The organism is Streptomyces sp. NPDC036815 (assembly GCF_055609205.1).
In genome coordinates this window covers 27,447-52,784 of record NZ_JBVJPW010000009.1, presented here as the reverse complement: position 1 = coordinate 52,784, position 25,338 = coordinate 27,447, and the positions used below count along the sequence as shown (strand labels likewise).

Genomic DNA, 25,338 nt, shown 5'->3' with positions numbered 1-25,338 from the left:
CAGTCACGGAGCTCAACAGGACATCGGCCAAGGAGAGTTGCATGCGCCATCGGGTTCTGGGCGGGACCGGCATCGAGGTCAGCCCCTACTGCCTGGGCACCATGATGTTCGGGCCCATCGGCAACGCCGACCACGACGACTGCGTCCGGATCACCCACGCCGCCCTGGACGCGGGCATCAACTTCGTCGACACCGCCGACATGTACTCGGCCGGGGAGTCGGAGACGATCGTCGGCAAGGCGCTCAAGGGCCGCCGCGACGACGTTGTCCTCGCGACCAAGGTCCACTTCCCGATGGGGGAGGGCCCCAACCGGGGCGGCAACTCGCGGCGCTGGATCGTCCACGAGGTGGAGGAGAGCCTTCGGCGGCTCGGGACGGACTGGATCGACCTCTACCAGGTGCACCGGCCCGATCACACGACCGACGTCGAGGAGACGCTCTCCGCGCTGACCGACCTGGTGCGCCAGGGCAAGATCAGGGCGTTCGGCTGCTCCACCTTCCCCGCGGACGAGATCGTCGAGGCGCACCACGTCGCCGAGCGCAGGGGACTCCAGCGGTTCCGCACCGAGCAGCCGCCGTACTCGCTGCTGGCCCGGGGGATCGAGAAGCACGTGCTGCCGGTGGCACAGCGCCTGGGCATGGGCGTGCTGACCTGGTCCCCGCTGGCCTCGGGGTTCCTGACCGGCCGCTACCGCCTCGGCCGGAGCGCCGACCTGAGCAGTGGGCGGCCCACCGTGTTCCCGGACCGCTTCGACCCCTCGGCGCCGCGCACCGTCGCGAAGCTGGAGGCCGTCGAGCAGTTGGTCGCCGTCGCCGACGAGGTGGGGTGTTCCCTGCCGGAGCTCGCGACGGCCTTCCCGCTCGCCCACCCGGCCGTCACGTCGGTGATCATCGGGCCGCGCACGATGGAGCAGCTGCAGGACACGCTCAAGGGCGCCTCCGTGGTCCTCGACGACGCGGCCCTCGACCGCATCGACGCGATCGTCCCGCCCGGCACCGACATCTACCCGCCGGACGGCGTCTGGGCCCCGCCGTCGCTCACCGCACCGGAACTCCGGCGCCGTCCGGCCGCCGCCAGGTCCGCCGTCTGAGGCGAGCCCTCGACACGCACCCTCAGCGGGAGTCGCCCAGGGGCTCGCCGGTCTCCAGGAGCGTCTTGAGGCTGGAGAGGATGGGCGGCCATCCCTGGCTGCACATGGAGTGCAGGGTGCCGGCCGCGTCGAAGTCGTGCGTGACGGTCAGCTTGACCTGGTCGCCCTGCGGCTCCAGGTCGAAGGTGACCGTCGAACGGCGCTCGCTCGCGAGCTCCGCCCGCAGCTCCTCGCCGATGCCGTTGGCCTCGGCCCACTGGGGGCTGAAGGTGTGCCAGGTGTACGCGAGCCTGCGGTGCGGCTCGTGGACGAGGACGACCTGCTCGGGGTCCTCGGTGGTGGCCCCGGTCTCGGTCCAGGTCATCGGGGACCCGGGCGCCCAGTCGGTGGCGAAGCTCACGCCCCAGTAGCGGCTGGTGAAGGCCGGATCGGTCAGCGCCTGCCAGAGCCGCTCGGGGGTGGTGCGGATGTACGTCGTGTACACGAACGTCCTGCTGTCCATGGGGGTCTGCTCCAATGCTCTCTTCAGGTCCGCGAGGGCGTGCGCCCGGCCGCGGTCGAACCGGTTGATCCAGCGTTCGGCGATGGCGTTGATCGGAGCGGCGTTCAGGTAGTGCAGCTTCTCCCGCCCCCGCCGCACCGTGGTCACCAGCTCGGCTTCCTCCAGCACGGTCAGGTGCTTGCTCACCGACTGGCGGGCCATGTCCAGGCCCGCGCACAGCTCCCGCAGGGTCTGTCCGTTGCGGTCCCGCAACCGGTCGAGGAGCTGCCGTCGGCTCGGATCGGCAAGGGCCTTGAATGCCGCGTCCACTCTCTGTCACCCCCAGTCATGCAGCTGAAAGGCTGCCTGTCCATCATTGGCACCCAATTGGCTGCGTGTCAATCGGAAGCGGCGTACGCTGACGGGCCTGGCGTGCCGTACGTCCCTGACGCGCCTGCGGCAGACCTTGGCTCGGGCGGGGGTCCGATGATCGAGACCGGCACCGATGGCCGTGTGTGGCTGCTCTCCGGGCCTACCAGCAGCTACGCCCTGCGGCTCACGGAACGCGACGAACTGCTGCACCTCCACTGGGGGCCGCGGATCACCCTCGCCGACGCCGAGGCCCTGGCCGCCGAGCCGCTGCCGGCGGGGCGGCCCTTCGAATCGCCGCTCGACGGCCGCGAGGAGTACCCCGTGGAGGGCGGGCCACGCTTCGTGCCGCCCGCCCTCTCAGTGCGCGGCGGCGGGGTGCGCGGCACCGAGTGGCAGTACCGCGGCGCGGCGGCCGACGACGACGAGCTCCAGGTCCACTTCTTCGACCCCCTGCACCACCTACAGATCACGCTCGGTTACCGGCTGCGCGGCGACATCGTCGAGCGTCGGGCGATCCTCGTCCTCGACCGGGCGGCCGGGGCGCCGGAACTGGAGCTGCTGCGCGCGGACGCTGCGACCTGGACCCTGCCCCGGCGGGACCACTGGCGCCTCTCCCAGCTGCACGGCCGCTGGGCCGCCGAGTCACGCCTCGCGCGCTCCGCCCTGACGTACGGCGAGCAGGTCATCGGCAGCCGCCGTGGGCACACCGGGCACCACCACCTGCCCTGGGTCGCCCTCGACGCGGAAGGGGCCACCGAGGAGAGCGGCGAGGTCTACACCTGCGCGCTCGCCTGGTCCGGGTCGTGGCGCATCTCCGTGCACCGGCTGCCGGACGGCGCCGTGCAGATCACCGGCGGCAGCGGACACGACGACTCGGGGCAGCTGTGCCTGGCTCCGGGGACCGCCGTCGCCACCCCCGTCTTCGCGGGGCTCTGGTCCGACCGGGGTTTCGGCGGCGCCAGCCGTGCCTGGCACGCCTATCAGCGCCGGTACGTGATCCCGGACGCCGGGACGCCCCGGCCGGTGCTCTACAACTCCTGGGAGGCCACCGGCTTCGACATCTCCGAGGGGCAGCAGCGCGAGCTCGCCCGGCGGGCCGCCGCGCTCGGCGTGGAGCTGTTCGTCGTCGACGACGCGTGGTTCGGCGGGCGGGTCAGCGACCGGGCGGGCCTCGGCGACTGGACGCCCAACCCCGACCGCTTCCCCGACGGGCTCGCACCGCTCGCCGACGAGGTGCACGCCCTGTGCATGCGGTTCGGGATCTGGGTGGAGCCGGAAATGGTCAACCCCGACAGCGACCTCTACCGCGCGCACCCCGACTGGGTGCAGCACCAACAGGGCCGTACGCGCACGGAGTTCCGCAACCAGCTGGTGCTCGACCTCACGCGCGAGGACGTCCGCGCCCACCTGTACCAGCGGCTCGACGCCCTCCTCTCCGGCGCCGCGATCGACTACGTGAAGTGGGACTTCAACCGCCCGTTCACCGATGTCGGAAGGCCCGGCGCGGCCTGCCCGCAGGCGCTGTGGACGGGCCATGTGCACGCCCTTTACGACCTGTTGGACCGGCTGCGCGCGGCGCACCCCACGGTGGCCTTCGAGTCCTGCTCGGGCGGTGGCGGGCGGGTCGACCTCGGCATCCTCTCCCGGACCGACCAGGTGTGGACCTCCGACAACACCGATCCGCTGGACCGGCTGGCCATCCAGCACGGCTTCAGCCAGCTGCACCCCGCGCGCGTGATGGCCGCCTGGGTCACCGACAGCCCGAACGTCCAGCTGAACGGGCGGGTCAGCTCGCTGAGCTTCCGATTCGTGAGCGCGATGGCGGGGGTCCTCGGCATCGGCGGAGATCTCACCCGGTGGAGCGAGGACGAGCTCGCCGAGGCCCGCGACTGGGTGGATCTCTACAAGGAGATCAGGCCGGTGGTCCAGCTCGGGGACCTCTACCGGCTCCGCCCCGCGGACGGCGGGCCGTGCGCCGTGCAGTACGTCCGCGGGGAGACGTCCGTCGTCCTGGCCTGGCTACCGGCGCAGGCGTACGGCGAGGAACCGGCGCCGTTGCGGCTGCGGGGGCTCGACCCCGGGGCGGCCTACTTCTGTGCGGACACGGGGGAGACGCACCGGGGTGCCGTGCTGCTCCACCGCGGGCTGCGGACCGGGCTCGCGGGCGACCTCGACGCGGCGGTGTTCCGGCTGCGCCGGGTGTGACGTGCACCGAAAGGTGGACCCTGCACTTATTCCGAGTTGAACGAAACTTGACCGGTGGCTTATCTCACGCCCCGTCAACCCCTCCCTACGGTGGCGTAGGTCACTTAGGGAGGTGAAGGATGTTACCCCGTGAGCGCAGAGTGGACATCCTTCATCAGACACCCCATCAACAACGGCGTATTCAACTCCTACGCGGCGCTCGGCGACAGCTTCACCGAGGGCGTGGGCGACCCCGGTCCCGACGGTGCCTTCGTCGGCTGGGCCGACCGGCTCGCCGTCCTCCTCGACGACCGGGTGCCCGAGCACACCTTCCGGTACGCCAACCTCGCCGTCCGCGGCAAGCTCCTCGACCAGGTCGTCGAGGACCAGCTGCCGCGCGCCAAAGAGCTCGCCCCCGACCTGGTGACGTTCTGCGCCGGGGGCAACGACATCATCCGTCCCGGCACCGACCCCGACGAGGTCGCCGAGCGGTTCGAACGGGCCGTGGCCGACCTCTCGTCGGCGATCGGCACGGTCATGGTGACCACCGGGTTCGACACCCGCGGCGTCGCGGTGCTCAAGCACCTGCGCGGCAAGATCGCCACGTACAACATGCACGTCCGGGCCATCGCCGACCGGTACGGCTGCCCCGTGCTCGACCTGTGGTCCCTCAGGACCGTGCAGGACCGCAGGGCCTGGGACGGCGACCGGCTGCACCTCTCCGCCGAGGGGCACACGCGCGTGGCGCTGCGCGCCGGTCAGGTCCTGGGCCTCGACGTGCCCGCGGACCCCGACCAGGCGTGGCCCCCGCTGCCGCCGCGCGGCACCCTCGAGGTGCGGCGCGACGACATCCACTGGGCGCGCGAGTACCTGGTGCCGTGGATCGGGCGGCGCATCCGGGGCGAGAGCTCGGGCGACCACGTGGAGGCGAAGGGCTTCCGCAACCCGCACACCATCAAGATGCAGATCGAGGCCGCTTCCTGAACAACGGCCACTGGATCGATTCTGCGAAGACCGTCAGGCGCCCCGTCCGCGGGGCGCCTGACGGTGTGTGTGCCCTCGTCGCGCCCCGTACCCGGCCCCTCGCACCGGGGGAGGTCCTGGGGAGACCCCGGGAAGAGGAGCTTCGCGGACGTGGCAGGGGTCTCGGCCGCCCGCGCAGGACTCGCCGCGGGCCGGTGGACATAATGAAGAGGCCTATCCACCCCCCTCAGGAGGTCCCGTGTCCCGGTCCCTGATCCCCGGGCTCCGCTCGCTGCGCACCGCACCCTTCGGCGCGGATCCCGCAGGTGCCCGGCTGGCCCGGATCCGCAGATCCCCGAACTACTCCGTTGCCGAGGGCTCCTTCCAGAACCCCGTGGGCGCCCGGACCCGGCCGACCGGGTCAAGCCTGGAGTTCGCCAAGATCTACTTCCGCAAGGAGGAGCGGCTGCGCCGCGGCCCGGCGGGCACGATCCCGGTGCACCCCACGACCCTCGCCGACCTCGCGAGGCCGTCGGCCGACGGGCTTCGCGTCACCTGGATGGGTCACTCCAGCGTCCTGGTGGAGATCGACGGGCACCGGGTGCTCTTCGACCCGGTGTGGGGCGAGCGGTGTTCGCCGTTCTCCTTCGCCGGGCCCAAGCGGCTGCACCCGGTGCCGGTGCCCCTCGCGGCCCTCGGCCCGGTCGACGCCGTGGTGATCTCGCACGACCACTACGACCACCTGGACATGCCCACCATCAAGGCGCTGGCCGGCACCGACACGGTGTTCGCGGTCCCGCTCGGCGTCGGCGCCCATCTGGAGCGGTGGGGCGTACCGGCGGACCGGCTGCGCGAGCTGGACTGGAACGAGACGGCGAAGGTGGGCGGGCTGACCCTGACCGCCACCCCCGCGCGGCACTTCTGCGGCCGGGGCCTGCGCAACCAGCAGCACACGCTGTGGGCGTCCTGGGCGGTGGCAGGACCGGAGCACCGCGTCTACCACAGCGGCGACACCGGCTACTTCCCCGGTTTCGGCGACATCGGCGCGGAGCACGGCCCGTTCGACGTCACGATGATCCAGATCGGCGCGTACTCGGAGTGGTGGCCGGACATCCACATGACGCCGGACGAGGGCATGCAGGCCCACCTGGACCTGCAGGGCGGCCGGCCGCGGGGTGTGCTCCTGCCGATCCACTGGGGGACGTTCAACCTCGCCCCGCACGCCTGGTCCGAGCCCGGCGAGGGCACGGTCGCGGCCGCGCGCAGGGCGGGCGCCACGGTCGCGCTGCCCTGTCCCGGTGAGCCCTTCGAGCCCGGGGCGGACTCCGTGCCGGGTTCCCTGTGGTGGCGCGGGGTGGCGGTGGAGCCGCACGGCGGCTGGCTCGGGGCGTCGACCCTGGTCGTCCGCTCGGTCGCGGGACCCACGTCGGGCGACGGGGAGCACGAGACGACGCCCGTCGGGTAGCGGTGCCAACGGGGCCGGGGCCGCACGCGTCGCTCAGGCGGCGCGTGCGCGGTGCCGGCGGACCGCGTCGCGGTTGGCGCAGCGCTGGGAGCAGTAGCGCTGCCGCCCCGTTCGGGAGGTGTCCGCGAAGATCGTGACGCACTCGGTGACGGCGCAGCGCCGCAGCCGGTGCATGCCGCGGCCCGCCAGGTGCAGCGCCGTACCGACGGAGATCAGCGAGAAGAGCAGGGCGCCGAGCGGCTGCCGGGCGTCGCGGTAGTGCAGGTGCCAGCCGCTGCCCGCGTGGTCGGTCAGCCGCGGGTGGGCGGCGGCCGACGCCAGCATGGCGTTGACCAGCTCGGCGCGCTCGTGTTCCGCGGTGGCGTCGACCACCTCCTCCCAGGCGTCCAGAGTGGCCCGGGTGTGCGCCAAGTCCTCGGGCGTGACCGGCTGTTCCAGGGTGAGACCCGCGGCGGCGCAGCGGTCCGCGAGCTCCTGGACGTTGGCCGGGCGGCGGTTGGCGAGGTCGGCGGCCAGGTTCACGGCGCCCTCCCCGTAAGGGTTCAGGTGCATATGGTCATTACAGCAGCCTGACGGCCACGAGGCACCCCTCGTACGAGAGCGGCCTCCCCGTACGAGACATGAATCGGACCTGCGTACGAGGCGTCATACCAGAGCGGGACGCTGCACCGCTGACTTTGTCAACTGCCCACCGCACGTGATGCGTTGCCGACTACCGTGTGTGGCCGTCGGGCGACGCAGGGATCACGACGCAGGGCTGACGTCGCGACCTGCCGGCCGGCACGGCGATGCCGCAAGCACGCCGCAAAGGGGAGTCGGGCCGACCGCTGGACCCTCGTCGCCACGTACCGAGGACGCAGATGTCTCATCTCCGCGCACCGGCCGCCCGCACGGACCGCCGTGAGGGCGGCCGCCACGGCAGGCCAGGCAGCCGCAGCGCCGCACTGCCCGAGACCCACATACGGCCGCAGCTCCTGCGCATGGCGGTGCTGCCCGCCGTCGCCGTGGGCCTGAGCGCCTGCGCGGCCGTGCTGTTCACGCTGCGCTCGACCGGCGCCCGGCCGGGCCCGGTCCTGCTCGCCGTCCTCACCGCGGCCGCCCTGGTCGGCCTCGCGGGCATCGTCACCGCGGCCGTCGCCGCCGAACGCGCCGCGAAGACCCTGCACGACCGGGTCGGCGCGCTGCGCCGCAGCACCGCGCGCGGCCAGGCCGAACTGCGCACCGTCGTCGAACAGTTGCGCCGCGGCGACCAGCCGCCCGCGCCGGGCGCACCCACCCGGGCCAGAGCGGGCGGCGACGAGTTCGACCAGCTCGCCGACGAGCTGACCCGCGCCCAGGACGCCGCCGTCGGCGCCGTCGTGCAGGCCTCCCAGCTCTCCAGCCACGCGGGCAGCGAACAGAAGGTCGAGGTCTTCGTCAATCTCGCCCGACGGCTGCAGTCGCTCGTACACCGGGAGATCTCCCTGCTCGACGAGTTGGAGAACGAGGTCGAGGACCCCGAACTGCTCAAGGGCCTCTTCCACGTCGACCACCTCGCGACCCGCATCCGCAGGCACGCCGAGAACCTGGCCGTGCTCGGCGGCGCGGTCTCCCGGCGCCAGTGGAGCAACCCCGTCTCCATGACCGAGGTGATGCGCTCGGCCATCGCCGAGGTCGAGCAGTACTCCCGCGTCAAACTGGTGCCCCCGATCGACGGCACCCTGCGCGGGCACGCCGTCGCCGACGTCATCCACCTGCTCGCCGAACTCGTCGAGAACGCCACGGTGTTCTCCGCGCCGCACACCCAGGTCCTGCTGCGCGCCAACGCGGTGACCGCCGGGATCGCCGTCGAGGTCGAGGACCGCGGCCTCGGCATGCCCGTCACCGAGCAGACCAAGATGAACCGGCTGCTCACCGACCCCGACCAGGTCAACGTCGCGCACCTGCTGCAGGACGGCCGCATCGGTCTCTACGTGGTCGCCGCGCTCGCCCGCAGGCACGGTGTGGCGGTGCGGCTGCAGACCAACATCTACGGCGGCGTGCAGGCCGTACTGATCCTGCCGCAGGAGCTGTTGGGCGCCGAACAGCAGGCGGAGCCCGGCACCCGGCGCCGTCCCGAGGCCGAGGAGGCCGCGCGGGGTGCCGCGCCGGACACGGGCGGTCCCGGAGCCGTACGGGACGACGCGCTCGACGCCACCCCGGTGTGGCCGACCGCCGCCCTCCCGACGGAGCCCCCCGCTCCCGGCCCGCTCCCCGACCCGCAGCCCCGCCCCGACGCCACGGCACCCACACCCGCGCCGTACCGCCCGCGCACCGCGAACGGCACCGCGCCCGCCCCCCTGCCCGTGCGCGGCTCCCGTCAGGACCGCCCCACGCCGGCCGACGCCGCCCCCGGTATCCGGCCCAAGGACCGGCAGGCCGCCGCCGAGCACGCCGGGGCGCCGCCGACACCGCTCGGCGACGCCGTGCGCGGCCGCGTCGGCAGACCGCAGCTCCCCAAGCGGCGCGCCCAGGAACACCTCGCGCCCCAGCTCCGCGACACCCCGGCGCCGCGGCCCGACATCGGCCACGTGGGCCACGACCCGGGCCTGATGGCGGCGTTCCAGCGCGGGATCGGCCTCGCCGAGGCGCAGGACGCCCGCGACCCCACCCCGCTGGAGCACGAGGTCGGTGCCCCCCACGACGGACGAGGACAAGGCGGCTGACCAGCACCGGCAGGCCCGGCACCCCCCACCACCTCTGCCAAGGCAGACCTACGTACGTTCGTACCTCAAGGAGTCGATCCACCATGGCGAGCGATGCGCCGACCGGCCATGTATCCGATCTCGACTGGCTGATGAGCGGCCTCGTGCAGCGCGTGCCGCACACCCACAGCGCGGTCTTGCTCTCCTCCGACGGACTCGTGAAGTCGGTACACGGCCTCGATCCGGACAGCGCCGACCACATGGCGGCCCTCGCCTCGGGGCTCTACTCGCTCGGGCGCAGCGCGGGCATCCGGTTCGGCGACGGCGGGGACGTCCGGCAGGTCGTCGTGGAACTGGACTCCACGCTCCTGTTCGTCTCGACCGCCGGTTCGGGCACCTGTCTGGCCGTGCTCGCCGGACGCGACGCCGACGCGGCCGTCCTCGGCTACGAGATGGCGATGCTGGTCAAGAGCGTGCGCCCGTATCTGATCACCGCCCCGCGGCAGCCCGCGGGCGAACCCGCGTCGATGAGGCGCTGACCGTGGCGGCCCCGCACGACGGGCCCTGGCTCGACGACGCCGCCGGGCGGCTCGTCCGCCCCTACACGGTCAGCAACGGACGGACCAGACCGAGCAGCCAACTCGACCTGCTCTCGCTGGTGATGGCGACAGGATCCACCCCCCTCGGCTACCTCGGGCCCGAGCACTCCACGGCCCTCGGCCTGTGCGAAGCGCCCACCTCGGTGGCCGAGATCGCGGCCCAGCTGAAGCTGCCCGCGGTCGTGGCCAAAGTGATCCTCTCGGATCTCCTCGACTGCGGGGCCCTCACCCAGAAGGCCCCGGACTTCTACCACAACCCCACTGACCGGTCTTTGTTGGAGGCAGTGCTCGATGGACTACGACGACAGCTCTGACCCCTTCCCCACCGCACTCAAGATCCTGGTCGCCGGCGGCTTCGGGGTCGGCAAGACGACCTTCGTGGGCGCGGTCAGCGAGATCGCGCCGCTGAGCACCGAGGAACTGCTGACCACCGTCAGCGAAGGCACCGACGACCTGTCGGGCGTGGAGAACAAGACCACCACCACCGTCGCCATGGACTTCGGACGGATCACGCTCGACCCGGAGCACGTGCTGTACCTCTTCGGCACACCGGGGCAGGAGCGGTTCTGGTTCATGTGGGACGAGCTCTCCGAAGGGGCCCTCGGCGCGGTGGTGCTCGCCGACACCCGCCGTCTGGAGGACTGCTTCGCGGCCGTGGACTTCTTCGAACAGCGCGGCATGGGCTTCATCGTGGCGATCAACGAATTCGACGGAGCCCACCGCTACGAACCCGAGGAGGTGCGCTCCGCCATCGACCTCGACCCTCAAGTGCCCGTCGTGCGCTGCGACGCGCGCATTTCGAGCTCCGGCATCCAGACACTCCTCATCCTCGTCAAACACCTCCTCAACCATGCCCCGGCGCCGAGCTACGGAGCCCACACGTGATGTACGACCCGACCGGGCACCTGCTCCTCACCCCCGTCGACAAGGAAGCTCCCGCCCGGGTGCGGCGGCTGCGCGGACTCGGCATCGGGCAGTACGCGGAACCGGCCTTCGACGTCTTCGCCGAACGGCTCGCCGAGCTGACCGGTGCGCCCTGCTCCATGGTCAACTTCATCGACGAGGAACGCCAGTTCTTCGCCGGACTGCACGCGCCGCACGGCACCCTCGTCGCCGCCGAAGCGGCCCCCGGATCCGCCGCGGACGGCGAGGCCCGCCGCTACATGGCCCGCGACCACGGTTACTGCCCGCACGTCGTGGTGCGCCGCAAGGCCCTCGTCCTGGAGGACGTCCGCGACTACCCCCGGTTCGCGGGCAACCCCGTGGTGGACGAGAGCGGCATCCGCTCGTACCTGGGCGCGCCCCTGATCGACCGCACGGGGATCGTCCTCGGCACGGTCTGCGTCGTCGACGTCGAACCGCGCCGCTGGGGCACCGCGGGGCTCGACACGATCAAGCGCATGGCGGCGGAGCTGGTCGAGCAGATCCACCGGCGGGAGGCGGGCGGGATCTGAGGCGGGTGGCCGGCGGGGTTGCTGTTGAGCGAGGCGCCCCTTCCATGTCCTCAGAGGTCGAGCTCGGTCCCGTCGGGGAAGCGGACACGGACGCGGTCGGCGTCCACCGCGCATGTGACGGACTCCTGCAGCGCCCGCGGATGGACCGTGTCGCGTGACAGGGCGACCAGGGTGACGTGGACGCTGTCGCCGCCGGGGTGGGCCGCCGAGGTCAGGAACGGCGTCGCGGAGTGCGGCCCGTACGCGTTCGCCGCCACCTCGCGGGCGAGGCCCGCCTCCTCGTCCCAGCCGTACAGGCCGACGACCGCGCTGGTCAGACCGGTGGTCGTGCGGGCGAGGGCCCAGCAGGAGCCCTGCTCGGCGTGCGGCTGCGCCTCGTCGGCCACCGCGTGGCCGCCCTCGCGGACTCGCGCGCCCTCGGGCGCCCGCACCCGGTGCACGCGGATCTCCCACGGCCCGTGCAGCGCGCTCGTCGACTCGATGGCGAACTCCTCGTCGCCGCCCGGGTATTGGGCATCGTGGCGGGACGCTGCCACCCGGCCCGAGCAGCTCAGCGGGTGGACGCGGCGGCGGCGCGAGGCCGTGCCGTCGGGGGAGAGGAGTGCCAGGTGGTTGTCGACGGTGCGCTCCCAGGCGCGGGGTGCGGTCTCCGGGGCGGTCGCCGTCGAGTAGCCGAACTTGGCGTAGTGCGGGTCGTCCTGGGCGGGGCCTTCGAGGGGGTTGTGGTCGCTGCCGTGGTTGACCAGGCGGACGATGCCGTCGTGCCGGGTGCCGTGCAGCAGCCAGCCGGGCTGCGGGAGCGCCGTGTACTGGTCGGACTCCTCGACGGGGAGCGGCAGTTCGCGCTCCGTCCAGGCCGGGTGGCCGGCGGGCAGCAGCAGGCCCAGGAAGCCCTTGCTCGCCCAGTACGGGGAGGCCGGGCCCGAGTAGGCCTGGGTCGCGGGCAGGAACGTCCCGTACCAGCCGAGCGGCAGGAGCCCGCGCTCGTCGGGGATGCCGCGCTCCACGAAGTGCCGTGCGGCGCCGGAGGCGAGGCGCCGGGTCAGGCCGGGCGCGAGCGGGGTGCAGTCGGCGAGGGCGCCCATCCAGACGGGCGCGGCGGCCGCGAAGCGGTAGGTCAGGGAACGGCCCTGGTGGACGGGGGTGCCGTCGCCGCCGAAGAAGTGCGGGTAGGTGGTGAGGAATTGGGCGAGCCGCTCGCGGTAGACCTTGGCGCGGCCGCCGTCCTCGTCGCCCGCGATCCGCGCCCACAGCAGCGGGTACAGGTGCATCGCCCAGCCGTTGTAGTAGTCGAAGTTCCGCCCGTCGCCGTCGGTGTACCAGCCGTCGCCTCGGTACCAGTCCTCGATGCGGTCCAGTCCGCCGTCGATGTCCGACTGGCTGTACGGTGCGCCGACCGAGGCGAGGAACTGCTCGGACACCACCTGGAAGAGGCGCCAGTTGTTGTCCCAGGTCCTTCCGCCGACGAAGCCCGAGAACCAGTCGACCACCCGCTCCTGGACCCGGGTGTCGAGCCTGTCCCAGATCCAGCGGCGCGTCTCGTGCAGTCCGATGGCGATCGACGCGGCTTCGACCATCTGCTGTGAGCAGTCGGTGAGTTGGGGCCATGCCTCACCGCTCTCCCGGTCGGTGCCCGTCGTCAGGCCCCGCGCGTAGCGCTCGATGAGGCGGGGGCTGACGTCGCCGCCCGCCCCCGCGATCCGGAAGGCGGCGAGCAGGAACGACCGCGCGTATCCCTCGAGGCCGTCCGACACGACCCCCGACCAACTGGTGCGGCCCGGCAGCCGGTACTGCGCGAACCCCGGTGTCGCATACGGGACGAGCGCCTCCAACTGCCGGTCGGCGAGCGCTTCCCAGTGCCCCCGGGTCCATCCGGTGAGCGGGGAGCGGACGCGGTCGGTCGGCGGCAGGTGCAGGTGCGGTGCGGGCATGGTGGGTGTGACTCCTCGGGCGGGGGAGGGGAGGGGCGGGCGTCGGGGCTCACGGATGCGCCGATTCCGAGCCAGCATGTAAGCGGTTGCTACCGGGCGCAAGAGAGCCTCGCCACGATGAGGATCCGGGCGAGAACGACGCATCCGTCGGCACCTTCCTGCGCCGCTGGCTCTTCGACCTCGACAACCCGCCCATGCCCGGCCATCCGGACTGGGGCAGCGCGCGGTAGGGCAAGCGACGCCGCCGCAGTGCAGCCCCGGCCCACCCGCGGACACGTGGATTCCGTACACGTGCATTCATAGTGCACACGTCTCGACACCGGCCGGGCGGCCGGATAGATAAGGATCAAGCTCACCGCACCACCGGCACAAGCGAAGGAAGTTCCATGACCGACCTCCGTCTCGGCGTCCTCGGCTTCGGACTGCGGGGCTCGCTGGCCCGTACCGCCCACCGGCCGGACGCGGGCTCCCGCGTCACCGCGCTGGCCGAACACGACGCCGCGGCCCGGGCCGAGGCGGCCATGGCCTTCCCCGGCGCGCTGATATCCGGCGACCACCGCAAGGTGGTCGAGGACCCGGACGTCGACGCGATCGTCGTCCTCACCCCCGACCACACCCACGCGGAGCTCGCCTGCGAGGCACTGCGCGCGGGCAAGCCCGTCTTCGTCGAGAAGCCCCTGGACATCGGCATCGAGGCGTGCGACGAGATCCTGCGGACCGCGTACGAGACGGGCACCCGGCTGTACGTCGGGCACAACATGCGCCACATGCCCGTGGTCCGGCTGATGCGCGACATCATCGAGCGCGGCGGGATCGGCGAGGTCAAGACGGTCTGGGTGCGCCACTTCGTCGGCTACGGAGGCGATTGGTACTTCAAGGACTGGCACGCCGAACGGCAGTACACCACCGGCCTGTTGCTGCAGAAGGCCGCCCACGACATCGACGTCCTGCACTGGCTCGGCCACGGCTACACGCGCCAAGTGCAGGCCCTCGGCGACCTCATGGTCTACGGCGGCAATCCGCACCGCCGCGCGCCGGGCGAGCCGAAGACCGACGACTGGTACACCGAGGACGGCCACTGGCCGCCGCACACCCAGCGCGGCCTCAACGCCGTCATCGACGTCGAGGACGTGTCCCTGGTCAACATGCGCCTCGACAACGGCGTCCTCGCCGCCTACCAGCAGTGCCACTTCACCCCCGACTACTGGCGCAACTACACCGTCATCGGCGACGCGGGCCGCCTCGAGAACTTCGGCGACGGGCCCGGAGCCGCGGTGAAGGTGTGGAACGCGCGCCGCTCGGGCTACCGGGGCGAGGCCGACGCCGAGTACCTGGTGCCGGACGCCGAGGACGACGCGGGGCACGGCGGCGCCGACCCGCTGCTCATGGACGAGTTCGTACGCTTCGCACGCGAGGGAGGGCGCACCGACACCTCGCCGGTCGCGGCGCGCATGGCGGTGGCGGCCGGAGTCCGGGCGACGCAGTCGCTGCGGGACGGCGGGACACCGAGGGAGGTACCGGCGCTCGATCCGGAGCTGATCGACTACTTCGAACGCGGTCAGACCCGCTGAACCACGAGGCCTGAAGGAAAGCTGCGGCGGCGCTTAAGAAATCCTCGATGGACCGGGGCGCCGCCGTAGGGAAGATTCCTGTCCCGTCGGGGGAAGAAACGAACGACGTACGACGGGAGCCGTAGCGGTGAAGGCGCTGGTCAAGGAGAAGGCGGAGCCGGGTCTCAGCCTGAAGGACGTGCCGGAGCCGAGGACGGGCCACGGTGACGTCCTGATCAAGGTGCTCCGCACCGGGATCTGCGGTACCGATCTGCACATCCGGGCCTGGGACGGCTGGGCGCAGCAGTCGATCAGCGCGCCGCTGGTGGTCGGCCACGAGTTCGTCGGCGAGGTCGTCGAGGTGGGCCGTGACGTCGCCGACATCACGGTGGGTGACCTGGTGAGCGGTGAGGGCCACCTGGTCTGCGGCAAGTGCCGCAACTGCCTGGCCGGACGGCGCCACCTCTGCCGTGCCACGGTCGGCCTCGGCGTCGGACGTGACGGGGCCTTCGCGGAGTACGTGGCGCTGCCCGCGGGCAACGTCTGGGTCCACCGCGTCCCGGTCGACCTCGACGTCGCCGCGATCTTCGACCCGTTCGGCAACGCCGTGCACACGGCCCTGTCCTTCCCGCTCGTCGGCGAGGACGTGCTGATCACGGGCGCCGGGCCCATCGGCCTCATGGCGGCGGCCGTCGCCCGGCACGCCGGCGCGCGCAACGTCGTGATCACCGACGTCAGCGAGGAGCGCCTCGAACTGGCCCGCAAGGTCGGCGTGAGCCTCGCCCTGAACGTCGCGGACTCCGCGATCGCCGACGGCCAGCGCGAGCTCGGCCTGCGCGAGGGCTTCGACGTCGGCCTGGAGATGTCCGGCAACCCGCGCGCGATGCGCGACATGGTGGCCAACATGACCCACGGCGGCAAGATCGCCATGCTCGGCCTGCCCGCCGAGGACTTCGCCGTCGACTGGGCGCGGATCGTCACCTCGATGATCACCATCAAGGGCATCTACGGCCGCGAGATGTTCGAGACCTGGTACGCGATGTCGGTGCTGCTCGAAGGCGGCCTCGACCTGGCGCCCGTCATCACCGGCCGGTACGGCCACCGCGACTTCGAGGCCGCCTTCGACGACGCGGCGAGCGGCCGCGGCGGCAAGGTCATCCTCGACTGGACCTCCTGACCCTCCCCGGCGCACGCCCCCACGGCAAACCCCTAAGGATTCCCGCATGTTCGACTCCGTACGCGAAGACCTCCAGGCCACCCTCGACGAGATCCGCGCCGCCGGTCTGCACAAGCCCGAGCGCGTCATCGGCACCCCGCAGTCCGCGACCGTCGCCGTCACCGCGGGCGGCCGCCCCGGCGAGGTCCTGAACTTCTGCGCGAACAACTACCTCGGCCTCGCCGACCACCCGGACGTCGTCGCCGCCGCGCACGAGGCCCTGGACCGCTGGGGCTACGGCATGGCCTCGGTCCGCTTCATCTGCGGCACGCAGGAGGTGCACAAGGAGCTGGAGGCGCGGCTGTCCGCCTTCCTCGGCCAGGAGGACACGATCCTCTACTCCTCGTGCTTCGACGCCAACGGAGGCGTCTTCGAGACGCTGCTCGGCGCCGAGGACGCGGTGATCTCCGACGCCCTCAACCACGCCTCGATCATCGACGGCATCCGCCTCTCCAAGGCCCGCCGCTTCCGCTACGCCAACCGCGACATGGCCGACCTGGAGCAGCAGCTCAAGGAGGCCACCGAGGGCGGCGCCCGGCGCAAGCTGATCGTCACCGACGGCGTCTTCTCCATGGACGGCTACGTCGCCCCGCTCGCGGAGATCTGCGACCTCGCCGAGCGCTACGACGCGATGGTCATGGTCGACGACTCGCACGCCGTCGGCTTCGTGGGCCCCGGCGGCCGCGGCACCCCCGAGCTGCACGGCGTCATGGACCGCGTCGACATCATCACGGGCACCCTCGGCAAGGCCCTCGGCGGCGCCTCCGGCGGCTACGTCGCGGCCCGCGCCGAGATCGTCGCCCTGCTGCGCCAGCGCTCGCGCCCGTACCTCTTCTCGAACACCCTCGCCCCGGTGATCGCGGCGGCCTCGCTGAAGGTCCTCGACCTGCTGGAGTCGGCCGGTGACCTGCGGGAACACCTCGCCGCGAACACGGCTCTCTTCCGCTCGCGGATGACCGAGGAGGGCTTCGACGTCCTGCCCGGCGACCACGCCATCGCGCCGGTCATGATCGGCGACGCGGCCGTGGCGGGCCGGATGGCCGAGCTGCTCCTGGAGCGCGGCGTGTACGTGATCGGCTTCTCCTACCCGGTGGTGCCGCAGGGCAAGGCGCGCATCCGCGTCCAGCTGTCGGCCGCGCACTCCACGGAGGACGTGAACCGCGCGGTCGACGCGTTCGTCGCGGCCCGTGCGGAGCTGGCGGAGGCGGGCCAGGCCTGACGCCTGCGGCCCGCCCGGGTCACCGGGCGGGGCCGGTGGTGCGCGTGGGGCCGCCGGTTTGGGAGAATCGACAACATGATCGAAGCGCGGCGGCTGCACATCCTCCGTGCGGTGGCCGACCACCGCACGGTCACGGCCGCTGCCGCCGCGCTCTACCTCACCCCGTCCGCCGTGTCCCAGCAGCTCACCGCCCTGGAGCAGGAGACGGGCCACCGTCTCGTCGAGCGCTCGGCGCGCGGGGTGCGCCTGACGGCGGCCGGCGAGATCCTGCTCACGCACACCAACGCCGTCCTGGCCCAGCTGGAGCGCGCCGAGGCCGAGCTCACCGCGTACAGCTCCGGCGAAGCGGGCACGGTGACCGTCGCCGCCTTCGCCACTGGCATCGGCCTCGTGGTCGCCCCCGCCCTCGCCCGCCTCGCCGGGTCGGCGCCCGGGATCCGAGTCCGCGTGCAGGACGCGGAGGGCGACGCGAGCCTGCCGATGGTCCTCGACCGGCAGGTGGACGTGGCCGTCGCCGTCGAGTACCGGGGAGCCCCCGGCGCGGACGATCCGCGACTCACCCGCGTGCCGCTCTACGCGGAGCCCTTCGACGCGGTGCTCCCGCGCGGCCACCGCCTCGTCGACGCGGAACGGGTGGCCCTCGCCGAACTCGCCAAGGACGCGTGGATCGGCCCCTTCGCGGGCAACCCCTGCCACGACGTGGTCGTCCTCGCCTGCGAACAGGCGGGATTCCAGCCCCTGTTGGAGCACTGGTCAGACGACTTCCGCGCGGTGGTCGCCCTCGCCTCGGCCGGTGCCGGAGTCGCCCTGGTGCCGCGCTCGGCGCTGCGCGGCATGGACGTGTCGGGAGCCGTGGTGCGCCCCGTGGAGGGCGCGGCCCCCACGCGCAGGGTGTTCGCGGCGGTGCGGTGCGGCGCGGAGGGCCATCCGCTGATCCGTCCGGTGCTGGACGCGCTGGGGGAGGCGGCGGGCTGACGGCGGTTCGCGCCGTGGTCAGCCGGACAGGTCCTGGGCGACCGTGAGCGCGATCTTGCCCTGGATGTGTCCCCGGGCGGCGCGTTCGTGGGCGGCCCTGGCGTCCGCGAGGGGGAACGTGCTGTCGAGCGCGACACGCAGCGTGCCCGCGTCCAGCAAGCGGCCCAGTTCGGCGAGTTGCGCGCCGTTCGACCTGACCTGGGTGAGCGTGACGGTGATGCCCAGCCTCGCGTTCTCCTCCTCGTCGAACGCGCCGAAGTACACCGGGTAGAGGGCCCCGCCGCGCTTGATGGTGCGCAGGAAGCGCCTGCTGTCGGGGCCGCCGACGGTGTCCAGGACGAGGTCGACGCTGCGCACGACGTCCTCGGGCCGCCCCTTCGTGTAGTCGATGAACTCGTCGGCGCCGAGTTCACGCAGGAACGCCTCGTGAGTGCCGGAGGCCACGGCGATGACGCGGGCCCCCTTCCACTTGGCCAGCTGCAGAGCGAGGTGGCCGACGCCGCCGGCGGCACCGTTGACGAGCACCGTGGTCCCGCTGCCGAGGGGCATCGGGCGGTGCTGGGCCTCCTGGAACGGTGAGGGGTGGTCGTGCCCGAGCTCGATCAGGTACTGCCACGCCGTCAGCCCGGACATGGGCAGAGCGGCGGCGTGCGTGTGGTCGACGGTGCGCGGCTTGTGGGCCAGGTCGGTCGCCGGAGCGGTGACGTACTCGGCGTAGGCGCTGCCCTGGAGAGTGGTGGGGAAGCGCAGGAGGCCCATCACCTCGTCCCCGATCGAGAAGCGGTCGGTGTCGAGGCCGGTGCCGGGGCTGGGACCGGTGCCGGTGCCGACTCCGGGGCCCAGGGCTTCCACGACGCCCGATATATCGGTTCCCGGAACAAGGGGAAGGTGGATCGGGGGCTTGAGCTCGGCGGGCACGTCGGGCATTCCCTCACGTGCGTACCAGTCGGGAGGGTTGACCCCGGCCGCGCGCACACGGACGAGAACCTCGCCCGGCCCCGGTTCGGGCACGGGTGCCTCCTCGTAACGCAGGACTTCGGGGCCGCCGAACTCGTGCAGCCGGATCGCCCTCATCGTGCGTGCAGCCATCGTCTTCTCCTGTTCGCGCCGCGGGATACGCTGATTCGGATCAGCGATCCACATAAGTGGACCACTGATCCGAATATATGGACCACTGATCCGTTTAGTCAATCGATCCGGGAGGACGGGCACCCGGGCTGGACGGATACGGTCACCCGGGCTGGACGGATATCTGGGCTGGACGGACACCGAGCCGGACGGACAAAGGAGGACAGGTGCGGGCCGACGCCAAGAAGAACCGCGACCACCTGCTCGCAGTAGCGGGTGCCGCCATCGCCGAGCAGGGCGTCGACGACGTGTCCCTGCGCGACATCGCACGCCGCGCCGGGGTCGGACTCGCGACGCTGCTGCGGCACTTCCCGACGCGCGAGGCGCTGCTCGACGCTCTGCTCCGCACGAGTTTCGACGACCTGACGGCGAAGGCGGCCGACCTCGAGGCGTCGAGTACGCCCGAGGACGCCCTCGTTTCGTGGGTGCGTGACGGCGTCGCCTGGACGACCGAGTACCGGGGCGTGACCGCGCTCATGGCGGCCGCCATCGAGGACACCGAATCCGCGCTCCACGCCTCGTGCGTCGCTCTGCGTGCCGCCGGTGCACGGCTCCTCGTCCGCGCCCAGGCCGCGGGCAAGGCGCGGAGCGACATCGACGGCGCCGACCTGTTCGCGCTGATCGCCATGCTCGCCTGGCTCGGCGATCAGCCCTCGCTCGCGCCACGCGCCGACCGCCTCTTCGGCGTCGTCGCGAGCGCGATCCTGACGCGTACGGAGAGCGGTGAAAGCACCTGCTGAGCAGGGAAGTTGGGGCATCGGCCGCGCTGGCCCCGGGCCGGTCATCGGCGCTGCCTTTCGGTACGATGACCGAATGAAAGATCGGGGGAGCACACTGAAGGTCACAGCCGTCCTGGCGCTGTCGGCGCTCGCGCTGACCGGATTCACGACGGGTCGGGGCCACGGTGGCGGCAGCCGCCACGGCGGCGGCGGTGGAGGCGGTTGCAGCAGTTCGAGCCAGGACCACGACAGTTCTTCGTCGAGCAGCTCGGGTTCGTCCGGCTACGGGTCGTCGGGATCGTCGACCTCGGGCGGCTCGGGCTACGACGACGATGACGACGTGTACGGCAGCAGTAGCGGGAGGACCGGCGCGAGCGGCGGCAGCGGCTACAACCGGCGCCCGACGGGCGGGTCCACCGCCTCCAGCTCCTCGGACGGCAGCGGCGACGCGCTGAAGGACGGCAAGGCCGAGCTGGTGCGCTGCGCGACCAAGTCGGCCCCGTACGCGACCGTCAAGGTCACGAACGGCAACGACCGCACCGCCCGCTTCTGGGCGTCGGTCACCTTCGTGGACGCGGACGGCATCACCATCATCGAGCGCAGCGAGAAGGTCAAGGTCCCCGCCAAGGGCAAGGCGACGGTCCGCGTGGAGATCACGGGCGGGGGCCTGACCGAATCGGTCGACCACTGCGAAGTCGACCCCCAGGCGCTCCCGGCGTCGGGCTGACGCCGGGCCTCCGTCGGCCCCGCCCGGGGGTTGTGACAGGAGATCAGGGAACAGGGCTGCCCAGAGGGCTGCGGCAACGTCCTGAGCTGTCGGGCTTGCGTGAGAGCGCACTCCAGCTCCTAGGTTCGCAAGCATGAGATACATCAAACTCGGAACGACCGGACTGGAAGTCTCCGCCATCACTCTCGGCTGCATGAGCTTCGGCGAGCCGGACCGGGGCGGCGAGCCCTGGTCGCTGGGCGCGGACGCCAGCCGGGACATCATCAAGCAGGCCCTCGAGGGTGGAGTCAACTTCCTCGACACGGCCAATGGGTACAGCGCCGGGAGCAGTGAGGAGATCGTCGGTCAGGCGGTCAAGGACTTCACCCGGCGCGAGGAGGTCGTTCTCTCCACCAAGGTCTGGATGCGGATGCGCCCCGGCCCGAACGGCGCCGGGCTGTCCCGCAAGGCGATCTTCGCCGAGCTCGACGCCTCCCTGAAGCGACTGGGGACCGACTACATCGACGTGTACCAGATCCACCGCTGGGACTACGACACCCCGATCGAGGAGACGCTCGAGGCGCTGCACGACGCGGTCAAGTCGGGGAAGGTCCGCTACATCGGAGCCTCTTCCATGCACGCCTGGCAGTTCACCAAGGCCCTGTACCTGGCCGACCTGAACGGCTGGACCCGGTTCGTGTCGATGCAGGACCACTACAACCTCATCCACCGGGAAGTGGAGCGGGAGATGCTCCCGCTCTGCGTCGACCAGGGTGTCGGCGTGATCCCGTGGAGCCCGCTGGCGCGGGGCAGGCTGACGCGGGCCCGGGGCGCCGTCACGGCGCGTGCCGGTACCGACCCGGGCGGCGAGATCCTCTACCGCGACGAGGACCAGGCAGTGGCCGAGCGCGTCCACGAGGTCGCGGGCAGGCGGGGCCTGTCCCCGGCCCAGGTCGCCCTGGCCTGGGTCATGCGCAACCCGGCGGTGACCTCGCCCGTCGTCGGAGTGACCAAGTCGGCCCAGCTGGCCGACGCGCTCGCCGCGGTGGACGTCGAACTCGACGAGGACGAGGCCGCCTACCTGGAGGAGCCCTACCGGCCGCACGAGGCCGCCTACCTGGAGGAGTCCTTCTACAAGCCCCACCCTGTGGCGGGCTCCCGGTAGTCCGTGTGACGCGCGCAGACCGGCACCCCTTTACCGTCATCCCACATCAGGGATACCGTGCCAGATATGGAACACGAAGGAGTTGACGCCCGCCTCGCCGCCCGCCTGTCCGAGCTCCGCGCCGAACGCGGCTGGTCCCTGGGCGAGTTGGCCGAACTCAGCGGCATCAGCCGCTCCACCCTGTCCCGGGCCGAACGTGCGGAGATCAGTCCCACGGCGGCGCTCCTGAACCGGCTCTGCGCCGTCTACGAACGGACCATGTCGCAACTCCTGAGCGAGGTGGAGGCGGAGCCCGCGCAACTGGTGCCCGCGGTCGACCAGGCCGTCTGGGCCGACGACGACGCGGGGTTCATGCGTTGGGCGGTCTCCCCGCCGCGCACCGGGATGCGCGGCGAACTGGTCGAGGTCCGGCTGCAGCCCGGCGCCGACATCGCGTACGACCGGCCGCCCGTCCTCGGTCTGGAGCAGCACATCTGGGTGCTCGAAGGATCCCTGGAAGTCACCGTGCAGGGGGAGGCGCACACGCTGGGCGTCGGGGACTGCCTGCGCTTCCGGCTGTGGGGCGCGTCGCGGTTCCGCTGCCGCGGTGAGGAGGCCGTGCGGTACGCGCTCGTGGTGGTGAAACCGTGAGCGCCGCCGCCACCCGCACCCGCGTCGCCCGCCTCGATGGAGCTCAACTCCACGCATCGGCGGACTCGTTGGCCGACCTCCTGGTCGACACCGTGCGGGGCGGCAACTCGCTCGGCTTCCTCGCCGGCCTGGACCGTGCCACCGCCGCCGCCTGGTGGCGCGGGCTCGGCCCGGCCGTCGGGGAAGGGCGGCTCGCCGTCTGGGTGGCCCGCGGCGAGGGGGCGGACGCCGGACGCGTCATGGGCACCGTCGGTGTCGCGTTCGTCGACAAGCCCAACGGCCGCCACCGCGCCGAGATCGTCAAGCTCATGGTGCACCCCGCCGCGCGCGGGCAAGGACTCGCCCGCGCGCTCCTGGCCGTCGCCGAGGAGGCGGCAGCACAAGCGGGCGTGACGCTCCTCGTCCTCGACACCGAGACCGGCAGCCCCGCCGAGTCCCTCTACGAGAGGGCGGGTTGGACCCGGTCGGGAACCATCCCCGACTACGCGACGGACCCGTCCGGCACCCCGCGCCCGACCACGTTCTTCCACAAGCGGCTCGGCGCCGGACGGACCGGCGCGGAGCCGTCGTGAACGGAGCGGATTCGTCCGGGGTGCCGTGCTCGACCGGCCGCTGCTGGACACGGGCTGCCGGACGGCTCACCGGTCACGTACGCGTGGGATTTCGGCGGCGACGGCGAGGGTGACGGAACGAGCGGCTCGACGAGGCCTCGTCGGCTGTGCGCCGCAGAAAGCGCTTTCACGGCGCCGGGCCCGGGCTAGGTCCCGTTTCGGCGGAGAGCCCATCGCTCCGCAGGGGCGCCCCGACCCGCCCGCATGACGTCCCGCGTGCGGGGGAGGCTGCCCCGTACAAGCCAGCCAGCCGCACCCTCAGGGAGCCCCTCACCATGGCCGACCGAGCCGATGCCACCACCCCCTCCGCCGCCGCGTACACCGCGGGACTGCTGAACGCGGCGGACGGCGTGCCCGTCGCCACCTACACCTGGCTGCCGGCCGACGGCAGGCCCCGCGCCTACGTCCAGATCGCGCACGGAGCCGCCGAGCACGCCCTGCGTTACGACCGCTTCGCCCGCCATCTGACCGCGCACGGTTACGGCGTGGTCGCCTCCGACCACCGGGGCCACGGCGCCACCGCCCAGGCCACGGGCGGCTACGGCGTCACGTCGGAGGGGACGGACCCGGACGGCGCCGACAGCTGGCGGGCGATCGTCGACGACCTCAAGGCCATCGGTGACCAGGTGCGCACCCTGCACCCCGGCACGCCGTTCTTCCTCCTCGGGCACAGCCTCGGCTCGATGCTCGCGCGGGACTACGCGCAGGAGTACGCCGACAGCCTCGCGGGCGTGATCCTGTCGGGTACGTTCCGCTCGCTGCCCGGCGCCGACATCGAGGGGGCGATCGCCCGCCTGGAGCGTGAGGTCGGCGAACGGGGCCGCGCCGCCAGGTCCTCGTACGTCCCCGACCTCTTCGCCTCGTTCAACGACGCGTACACCCATCGCACCGGCTTCGAGTGGCTCTCGCGGGACGAGGCCGAGGTCGACGCGTACGCGGCCGACGAACGCTGCGGCTTCGCGTTCTCCGCGGGGCTCTCCCTGGACTGGGTGCGGGCCGTGCGGAAGATCAACGATCCGCGCAACCTCGCGCGCGTGCCCGCCGATCTGCCCGTCCACATCGCGGTCGGCGAGGAGGACCCCTGCAACCAGGGGATGACGCTGGTCCACGAACTCCTGGAGGACTTCCGGTACGCGGGCGCCGAGGACCTGACGTGGAAGGGCTACCCGGGCGCACGCCACGAGATCCTCAACGAGACCAACCGCGACGAGGTCCAGGAGGACCTGACGTCCTGGCTGGACAAGCGGGTGCTGTGAGCCTCGGATCAAGGTGACTGTCAGTGGCGTTGGCTACGGTTCATGGCATGTCGAAGTCCAGATCCCGTTCCCGCGTCACGTCCGACGACGTGCGCCGCATCGCGCTCGCCCTGCCGGAGACGGTGGAGAAGGTGGCGTGGAGCATGCCCACCTTCCGGGTGGCCGGAAAGATGTTCGTGACGGTCCCCGACGACGAGACGTCCTTCGCCGTGCGCTGTCCGAAGGTCGAGCGCGACGAACTGGTCCTCGCGGAGCCGGGCAAGTTCTGGGTCGCCGCCCACGAGGCGGGTTCCGCCTGGGTGCGGGTGCGCCTCGAGGCGCTGGACGCCGACGAGCTCAAGGACATCCTGGCCGACTCCTGGCGGCAGGCCGCCCCGCCCCGACTCCTCGAAGAGCACCCCGAGTTGGGGGTCGCGACCACGGAGTGAACAGATAGGGAGCGCTGTCTGTGTCCCGTGGCATGATCCCCCCCACGGCTGCGGGGAGGGGCGAGGCCAGGGTGGTCGTGCCGACGGGTTCGGACGCGAGGAAAGGGCCGGGGCGGCGTCGGGTCAGCACGGGGAGCAAAGGGAGTACGGGGGAAGGTGGCCGGGGCATCCGGTCGCGGGACTTCGGACTGTTCTTCGCGGCCCGCGCCATCGCCGAGCTCGGGGACACCATGCTGCCGGTCGCCCTCGCCGCCGGCCTGCTGCGGCACGGACCCGGACCCGGCGCCGGTGCCGTCGGTCTCGCGACGGCCGCCACCACGGTGTGTTTCGCGGGCCTGGTCATCTTCGGCGGAGTCTTCGCCGACCGCTTCAGCACCCGCCTCCTCATGATCGGCGCGGACGCCGTCCGGCTCGGCACCCAGTCGCTCGCCGCGGTACTGGCGATACGCGGCCTGGTACGGGCGGACTCGGGTGCACGGAGCGGACCGCGGGCCGCGCGGCGCTCGGTCGGCCCGGACGTCCGCCCGGACCC

General features: G+C 72.2%; 24 protein-coding genes and 1 pseudogene. 21 read left to right on the top strand and 4 right to left on the bottom strand.

Features of this window, described 5'->3' with window-relative positions:
• Positions 1-41: 41 nt before the first annotated feature.
• Positions 42-1,091, top strand: a complete 1,050-nt coding sequence (locus ACZ69I_RS19720) for an aldo/keto reductase (RefSeq protein ID WP_470833553.1) — start codon at positions 42-44, stop codon at positions 1,089-1,091.
• 22 nt (positions 1,092-1,113) lie between these two features.
• Here ACZ69I_RS19720 and ACZ69I_RS19715 read toward each other — a convergent pair whose 3' ends face one another.
• Complete coding sequence (locus ACZ69I_RS19715) at positions 1,114-1,902, bottom strand: ArsR/SmtB family transcription factor (protein WP_470833551.1); 789 nt, start codon at positions 1,900-1,902, stop codon at positions 1,114-1,116.
• A 156-nt stretch (positions 1,903-2,058) separates the two neighbouring features.
• On the opposite strand from ACZ69I_RS19715, the gene ACZ69I_RS19710 reads away from it, so the two are divergent.
• The 3 genes from ACZ69I_RS19710 to ACZ69I_RS19700 all read left to right on the top strand — a co-directional run bounded on the left by ACZ69I_RS19710 (position 2,059) and on the right by ACZ69I_RS19700 (position 6,556).
• A complete protein-coding gene (locus tag ACZ69I_RS19710; RefSeq protein ID WP_470833549.1) occupies positions 2,059-4,149 on the top strand; it encodes an alpha-galactosidase in 2,091 nt (696 codons plus the stop codon).
• A gap of 129 nt (positions 4,150-4,278) precedes the next feature.
• Positions 4,279-5,112 carry an SGNH/GDSL hydrolase family protein gene (locus tag ACZ69I_RS19705; protein ID WP_470833547.1) on the top strand — a complete coding sequence of 278 codons (834 nt, stop codon included), beginning with the start codon at positions 4,279-4,281 and terminating at the stop codon, positions 5,110-5,112.
• Positions 5,113-5,350: 238 nt separating this feature from the next.
• Positions 5,351-6,556 (top strand): MBL fold metallo-hydrolase, encoded by a 1,206-nt coding sequence (locus tag ACZ69I_RS19700; RefSeq protein WP_470833546.1) that lies wholly within the window; start codon positions 5,351-5,353, stop codon positions 6,554-6,556.
• Positions 6,557-6,589: 33 nt separating this feature from the next.
• Here the strand turns inward: ACZ69I_RS19700 and ACZ69I_RS19695 are convergent, their stop codons facing one another.
• A complete protein-coding gene (locus tag ACZ69I_RS19695; RefSeq protein WP_470833545.1) occupies positions 6,590-7,108 on the bottom strand; it encodes a CGNR zinc finger domain-containing protein in 519 nt (172 codons plus the stop codon).
• A gap of 308 nt (positions 7,109-7,416) precedes the next feature.
• Between ACZ69I_RS19695 and ACZ69I_RS19690 the strand changes: the two genes are divergently transcribed.
• The 5 genes from ACZ69I_RS19690 to ACZ69I_RS19670 all read left to right on the top strand — a co-directional run bounded on the left by ACZ69I_RS19690 (position 7,417) and on the right by ACZ69I_RS19670 (position 11,272).
• Positions 7,417-9,240 (top strand): sensor histidine kinase, encoded by a 1,824-nt coding sequence (locus tag ACZ69I_RS19690; protein WP_470833543.1) that lies wholly within the window; start codon positions 7,417-7,419, stop codon positions 9,238-9,240.
• A gap of 83 nt (positions 9,241-9,323) precedes the next feature.
• Positions 9,324-9,758, top strand: coding sequence for a roadblock/LC7 domain-containing protein (locus tag ACZ69I_RS19685; RefSeq protein ID WP_356259690.1), 435 nt, complete (start codon positions 9,324-9,326; stop codon positions 9,756-9,758).
• Positions 9,759-9,760: 2 nt separating this feature from the next.
• Positions 9,761-10,132, top strand: coding sequence for a DUF742 domain-containing protein (locus ACZ69I_RS19680; RefSeq protein ID WP_470833541.1), 372 nt, complete (start codon positions 9,761-9,763; stop codon positions 10,130-10,132).
• The gene (locus ACZ69I_RS19675) at positions 10,110-10,703 is read left to right on the top strand and encodes a GTP-binding protein (protein ID WP_470833540.1); all 594 of its coding nucleotides are present in this window, start codon (positions 10,110-10,112) and stop codon (positions 10,701-10,703) included. Before ACZ69I_RS19680 ends, ACZ69I_RS19675 begins: the two co-directional genes overlap by 23 nt.
• Positions 10,700-11,272 (top strand): GAF domain-containing protein, encoded by a 573-nt coding sequence (locus ACZ69I_RS19670; RefSeq protein WP_470833538.1) that lies wholly within the window; start codon positions 10,700-10,702, stop codon positions 11,270-11,272. Before ACZ69I_RS19675 ends, ACZ69I_RS19670 begins: the two co-directional genes overlap by 4 nt.
• A gap of 50 nt (positions 11,273-11,322) precedes the next feature.
• On the opposite strand, the gene ACZ69I_RS19665 is transcribed toward ACZ69I_RS19670, so the two are convergent.
• The gene (locus ACZ69I_RS19665; protein ID WP_470833537.1) at positions 11,323-13,203 is read right to left on the bottom strand and encodes a DUF2264 domain-containing protein; all 1,881 of its coding nucleotides are present in this window, start codon (positions 13,201-13,203) and stop codon (positions 11,323-11,325) included.
• A 386-nt stretch (positions 13,204-13,589) separates the two neighbouring features.
• On the opposite strand from ACZ69I_RS19665, the gene ACZ69I_RS19660 reads away from it, so the two are divergent.
• The 4 genes from ACZ69I_RS19660 (at position 13,590) to ACZ69I_RS19645 (ending at position 18,163) form a co-directional block, all read left to right on the top strand.
• The gene (locus tag ACZ69I_RS19660; protein ID WP_470833535.1) at positions 13,590-14,774 is read left to right on the top strand and encodes a Gfo/Idh/MocA family protein; all 1,185 of its coding nucleotides are present in this window, start codon (positions 13,590-13,592) and stop codon (positions 14,772-14,774) included.
• Positions 14,775-14,901: 127 nt separating this feature from the next.
• Complete coding sequence (gene tdh / locus ACZ69I_RS19655; RefSeq protein ID WP_467673134.1) at positions 14,902-15,930, top strand: L-threonine 3-dehydrogenase; 1,029 nt, start codon at positions 14,902-14,904, stop codon at positions 15,928-15,930.
• Positions 15,931-15,976: 46 nt separating this feature from the next.
• On the top strand, positions 15,977-17,188 hold the full coding sequence (locus ACZ69I_RS19650) for a glycine C-acetyltransferase (RefSeq protein ID WP_470833534.1): 1,212 nt from the start codon (positions 15,977-15,979) through the stop codon (positions 17,186-17,188).
• 75 nt (positions 17,189-17,263) lie between these two features.
• Complete coding sequence (locus ACZ69I_RS19645; RefSeq protein ID WP_470833532.1) at positions 17,264-18,163, top strand: LysR family transcriptional regulator; 900 nt, start codon at positions 17,264-17,266, stop codon at positions 18,161-18,163.
• An 18-nt stretch (positions 18,164-18,181) separates the two neighbouring features.
• Here the strand turns inward: ACZ69I_RS19645 and ACZ69I_RS19640 are convergent, their stop codons facing one another.
• Positions 18,182-19,252, bottom strand: a complete 1,071-nt coding sequence (locus tag ACZ69I_RS19640) for an NADP-dependent oxidoreductase (protein WP_470833531.1) — start codon at positions 19,250-19,252, stop codon at positions 18,182-18,184.
• A 206-nt stretch (positions 19,253-19,458) separates the two neighbouring features.
• On the opposite strand from ACZ69I_RS19640, the gene ACZ69I_RS19635 reads away from it, so the two are divergent.
• The 8 genes and pseudogenes from ACZ69I_RS19635 to ACZ69I_RS19600 form a co-directional block, all read left to right on the top strand.
• Positions 19,459-20,031, top strand: a complete 573-nt coding sequence (locus tag ACZ69I_RS19635) for a TetR/AcrR family transcriptional regulator (RefSeq protein ID WP_470833530.1) — start codon at positions 19,459-19,461, stop codon at positions 20,029-20,031.
• A 73-nt stretch (positions 20,032-20,104) separates the two neighbouring features.
• Positions 20,105-20,737, top strand: a complete 633-nt coding sequence (locus ACZ69I_RS19630; protein WP_470833528.1) for a hypothetical protein — start codon at positions 20,105-20,107, stop codon at positions 20,735-20,737.
• 133 nt (positions 20,738-20,870) lie between these two features.
• Entirely contained in the window at positions 20,871-21,881 is a 1,011-nt protein-coding gene (locus ACZ69I_RS19625; RefSeq protein ID WP_470833526.1) for an aldo/keto reductase, read from the top strand.
• Positions 21,882-21,947: 66 nt separating this feature from the next.
• A complete protein-coding gene (locus ACZ69I_RS19620; RefSeq protein ID WP_470833524.1) occupies positions 21,948-22,511 on the top strand; it encodes a helix-turn-helix domain-containing protein in 564 nt (187 codons plus the stop codon).
• The gene (locus ACZ69I_RS19615) at positions 22,508-23,083 is read left to right on the top strand and encodes a GNAT family N-acetyltransferase (protein WP_470833523.1); all 576 of its coding nucleotides are present in this window, start codon (positions 22,508-22,510) and stop codon (positions 23,081-23,083) included. The genes ACZ69I_RS19620 and ACZ69I_RS19615 overlap by 4 nt, the downstream gene beginning before the upstream one ends.
• 314 nt (positions 23,084-23,397) lie before the next feature.
• Positions 23,398-24,378, top strand: a complete 981-nt coding sequence (locus tag ACZ69I_RS19610; RefSeq protein ID WP_470833522.1) for an alpha/beta fold hydrolase — start codon at positions 23,398-23,400, stop codon at positions 24,376-24,378.
• Between the two features lie 47 nt (positions 24,379-24,425).
• Positions 24,426-24,806, top strand: coding sequence for an MmcQ/YjbR family DNA-binding protein (locus ACZ69I_RS19605; RefSeq protein ID WP_470833520.1), 381 nt, complete (start codon positions 24,426-24,428; stop codon positions 24,804-24,806).
• A 167-nt stretch (positions 24,807-24,973) separates the two neighbouring features.
• Positions 24,974-25,264 (top strand): annotated as a pseudogene (locus ACZ69I_RS19600) (MFS transporter); the annotation flags it as partial.
• Between the last annotated feature and the right edge of the window lie 74 nt (positions 25,265-25,338).

Excerpts from the sequence above, each read along its gene's own strand:
- ACZ69I_RS19720 (WP_470833553.1), top strand. The coding sequence starts at position 42 with ATGCGCCATCGGGTTCTGGGCGGGACCGGCATCGAGGTCAGCCCCTAC.
- ACZ69I_RS19710 (WP_470833549.1), top strand. The coding sequence starts at position 2,059 with ATGATCGAGACCGGCACCGATGGCCGTGTGTGGCTGCTCTCCGGGCCT.
- ACZ69I_RS19695 (WP_470833545.1), bottom strand. The coding sequence starts at position 7,108 with ATGCACCTGAACCCTTACGGGGAGGGCGCCGTGAACCTGGCCGCCGAC.
- ACZ69I_RS19690 (WP_470833543.1), top strand. The coding sequence starts at position 7,417 with ATGTCTCATCTCCGCGCACCGGCCGCCCGCACGGACCGCCGTGAGGGC.
- ACZ69I_RS19685 (WP_356259690.1), top strand. The coding sequence starts at position 9,324 with ATGGCGAGCGATGCGCCGACCGGCCATGTATCCGATCTCGACTGGCTG.
- ACZ69I_RS19675 (WP_470833540.1), top strand. The coding sequence starts at position 10,110 with ATGGACTACGACGACAGCTCTGACCCCTTCCCCACCGCACTCAAGATC.
- ACZ69I_RS19665 (WP_470833537.1), bottom strand. The coding sequence starts at position 13,203 with ATGCCCGCACCGCACCTGCACCTGCCGCCGACCGACCGCGTCCGCTCC.
- ACZ69I_RS19660 (WP_470833535.1), top strand. The coding sequence starts at position 13,590 with ATGACCGACCTCCGTCTCGGCGTCCTCGGCTTCGGACTGCGGGGCTCG.
- ACZ69I_RS19650 (WP_470833534.1), top strand. The coding sequence starts at position 15,977 with ATGTTCGACTCCGTACGCGAAGACCTCCAGGCCACCCTCGACGAGATC.
- ACZ69I_RS19645 (WP_470833532.1), top strand. The coding sequence starts at position 17,264 with ATGATCGAAGCGCGGCGGCTGCACATCCTCCGTGCGGTGGCCGACCAC.
- ACZ69I_RS19640 (WP_470833531.1), bottom strand. The coding sequence starts at position 19,252 with ATGGCTGCACGCACGATGAGGGCGATCCGGCTGCACGAGTTCGGCGGC.
- ACZ69I_RS19630 (WP_470833528.1), top strand. The coding sequence starts at position 20,105 with ATGAAAGATCGGGGGAGCACACTGAAGGTCACAGCCGTCCTGGCGCTG.
- ACZ69I_RS19625 (WP_470833526.1), top strand. The coding sequence starts at position 20,871 with ATGAGATACATCAAACTCGGAACGACCGGACTGGAAGTCTCCGCCATC.
- ACZ69I_RS19620 (WP_470833524.1), top strand. The coding sequence starts at position 21,948 with ATGGAACACGAAGGAGTTGACGCCCGCCTCGCCGCCCGCCTGTCCGAG.
- ACZ69I_RS19610 (WP_470833522.1), top strand. The coding sequence starts at position 23,398 with ATGGCCGACCGAGCCGATGCCACCACCCCCTCCGCCGCCGCGTACACC.
- ACZ69I_RS19605 (WP_470833520.1), top strand. The coding sequence starts at position 24,426 with ATGTCGAAGTCCAGATCCCGTTCCCGCGTCACGTCCGACGACGTGCGC.